This window comes from Flavobacterium sp. (assembly GCF_031423415.1).
Classification (GTDB): Bacteria; Bacteroidota; Bacteroidia; order Flavobacteriales; family Flavobacteriaceae; genus Flavobacterium.
In genome coordinates, this window is sequence record NZ_JANPFL010000168.1 from 1 (window position 1) to 3,464 (window position 3,464).

The 3,464-nt window shown below is 34.9% G+C and carries 2 protein-coding genes; both read right to left on the minus strand.

The window, feature by feature from the left end:
* The coding region (locus tag RMO83_RS14365) for a hypothetical protein (protein WP_310560391.1) at positions 1–1,965 on the minus strand (1,965 nt) is incomplete at its 3' end.
* Positions 1,966–2,207: 242 nt separating this feature from the next.
* Complete coding sequence (locus RMO83_RS14370) at positions 2,208–3,266, minus strand: AraC family transcriptional regulator (RefSeq protein ID WP_310560392.1); 1,059 nt, start codon at positions 3,264–3,266, stop codon at positions 2,208–2,210.
* Positions 3,267–3,464: the final 198 nt, after the last annotated feature.

Consider the following 3,464-nt stretch of genomic DNA (forward strand, 5'->3'; position numbering starts at 1 on the left):
AACAGTAAAAGTGCCAGAATCATTTAAGGTTACCGTAATATCTTGAGTAATTACAGTAGGGCTAATAACATCTATAACATTTACAACTGCATTTGCTGTAGCCACATTTCCACTAACATCCACAACTTTTAATTCTACATTATTGGTCCCGATATCAGCACAAGTAAACGTAACACTTGATGCATTATTAATTTGAAAATTTGCTATCGCACAATTGTCTGATGAGCCATTGTTTATCATACTTGGTGTAACAGAAATAGTACCAGAAGCATTTAAGCTTACCGTGATATTTTGAGCAATTGCCGTAGGATTTGTTGTGTCGGCAAGAGATACAGCAACAGATGTCCTTGTACTTTCGCAACCGTTTACTGTTTCTGAAACATAATACGTTCCTGTTGTTAAAACATCCGAAGCAACTAAAGCAGTAGTTGTGGTGTCATTTGCGTACCATTTTATGCTTGAACTAATTGCAGGAACCAAACTATTTGCAGTTGTTGCACCACAGAAAGTTTGTGCCGCTGCAGTTGGAGCAGTTGGAACTGTATTCACAGTTACAGAAACCGAAGTTCTTGTGCTTTCACATCCTTCAGCAGAAACAGTAGAAACAAAATAGGTTCCCGTTATAACGTCTTCTGTTGCAGCTAATGCTGTTGTAGTCGTATTATCAGCATACCACTTAATTGTAGCACTAATAGCAGGAATAAGGCTACTAGCCGTAGTTGTACCACAGAAAGTTTGTGCCGCTGCAGTTGGAGCAGTTGGAACTGTATTCACAGTTACAGCTACTGCAGTTCTAGCTGCGCTTACACAACTTCCATCAACTGCCTCTGCATAAAAAGTTGTTGTAGCTGTTAAATTATTGATCATTAAATTATTTCCGCTTAAATCATAAGTAACATCATCCACTATTGAAGTTCCTCCGCTTGCTGCTGTGTACCATTTAATAGACCCTGCACTTGGTGTTGCACCAATGGTTATTGAACCATTTCCACAACGTGCATTCGAGCTAGTTGCTGTTACGCTGGGTACAGTACACGGTAGCGAATAAATTTCTAAATAATATACTGAACCAGGAAAACCAACCCCTGCGTATAAATTTCCGCTGGCATCTAGTGCTAAGGCAATAACAATAGAACCCATAGTCGGGTTAAAACTCGTTAAAGTCCCACTTGCATCAAATTTACACAAACGATTTCGTGTTGTGCTGCCTCCTACAGTTGTGAATGAACCCCCTGTGTATAAATTTCCGCTGGCATCTAGTGCTAAGGCAGAAACAGAATTACTCATATTCGGGTCAAAACTCGTTAAAACCCCGCTTGTATCAAATTTACACAAACGATTTCGTGTCGTGCTGCCTCCGACAGTTGTGAAATCACCCCCTGCGTATAAATTTCCGCTGGCATCTAGTTCTAAGGCAGAAACAATAGAACTCATATTCGGGTCAAAACTCGTTAAAGCCCCGCTTGCATCAAATTTACACAAACGACTTCGTGTTGTGCTGCCACCTACAGTTGTAAAAGCACCCCCTGTGTATAAATTTCCGCTGGCATCTAGTGCTAAGGCAGAAACATAATTACTCATATTCGGGTCAAAACTCGTTAAAACCCCGCTTGTATCAAATTTACACAAACGATTTCGTGTCGTGCTGCCTCCTACAGTACTCAAATCACCCCCTGCGTATAAATTTCCGCTGGCATCTAGGGCTAATGCAGAAACAGTACTACTCATATTCGGGTTAAACGGGTGCAAGCTTCCATCTGCTTTGATTCGTGCTAGTTTATTCCTACTTTCACCGTTTACGGCATTAAAAGATCCCCCGATGTACCATCCTCCAGAAGGGATTGCAACTACTGCTGCTATATTTCCACCTGCAACTTTAGCAAAATCTGTATTTTGTAGTCCTGTTTTCCATAAAAGTTTGCCCCATGGCCTGACCAAAGAGCAACAGTTGTAAAACTTCCACATACGTAGGTGTTTCCCTCACCATCTTTTACAATGGATCTAACTGTATTATTAAAAGAATACTTACTTAGGTTTATATCTAAGGTTTGTGCATTGAGCCATACCATTGGCAAAAGCAATAAAAAGAGTAAGATTTTTTTCGTCATAAATTTAGGATTTAACTGCAAAATTAAATCTTAAAAAACAAATAAAATACTCCAATACGACCAAAACAGCCCGAAAAGACATTTTGAGTGAAAAAATAACTATTGTTTAACTTTAGATGGTAATTTTTGGTTTACTTCTTCAAACTTTTTAGAAAACTTGCTTACGTTTTCGTAGTGAAAAAGTTTGGCAACGTCTTTAATTAACAAATTATCTTGTTGAATAATTTGTTGTGCCAATTCCATTTGCTTGGTTTGAAAATATTGTAAGACAGAAGTACCAAAAATGGCTTTGAATTCTTTTTTAAGTTTAGTAGGAGACATTTTAAACTTTTCGGACAAAAATTCGATACCTACAAATTTTGCATACAAGTTTTCTAAAAGATATTTTTCTATTTTCTCAATTATAACTCTGTCTTTATAGTTAATTTCTTGAGATGAAATATTTGTCAACTCGTCAAAGAGACTAGAAAATTGTTCGAAAAAAAGATAGGTTTGTTTTTTTAAGGCAAATCGATCTGGTTTATTTCCTGAAAAACCTTTTTCGAAATTTTCAATAATATCTTGAAACTGCTTGTAGGATATCGCATAATTTGCAAAACCAATTGCATCATCTGCCATAATTTTTAAAAAACTTAAGGAAGTGTTTTTTCCGTTTTTAATATTGTTTGTGAACCAATTTTCATCAAAATAAAAAATATATTGATTTTCGGTAGCGCCTTTGAAATGACAATTGATAAAATCGCGTTTCGGTTTTAAAAAACTGATGGAATAATTCGGAATTTTTATATTGTTGAACTCATAAAAATTGGTTTTATATTTATTCTCAATTACATTGAGTGTTAAGCAATAATAATTGGAAGGAATAGTTTCATCATAAATTGGATGGTACGAAACATTATTTTTATAGGTCATTTTAGAATTAAAAGCCCAAAGTCCTTTTTCTAATTCGTCATAATGAAACTCACCTTTTATAAAAGGATTGTCGGTATAAATAAGTTGTCTTTCATCGTTTACTTTTTGAAATGGAAATTTTTTACTACTTGCTACAATTAATTCGGGTGAATTGGACAAATAAGACAATTGAAAAAAACCATTGGAATATCCAAAAAAATAGGGTTTGTATTTTGTTAGCCAATTGTTTATTTTATTAAGAATCATAATAGCAGAAATGTTTTACAAAATTAGTACAATTATATCATAAAAAAAACCGATAACAAATAGACTGCCCCCAAAAAGTTAGACACTATTTGGGGGTATTTTTATGGAAAGAAAAGTCAAATATGATTATGCATTTAAGTTTGAATGCGTAAAATTAGTTTTAGAAAAACATTATACATGTAATTATGTTTCTAATTT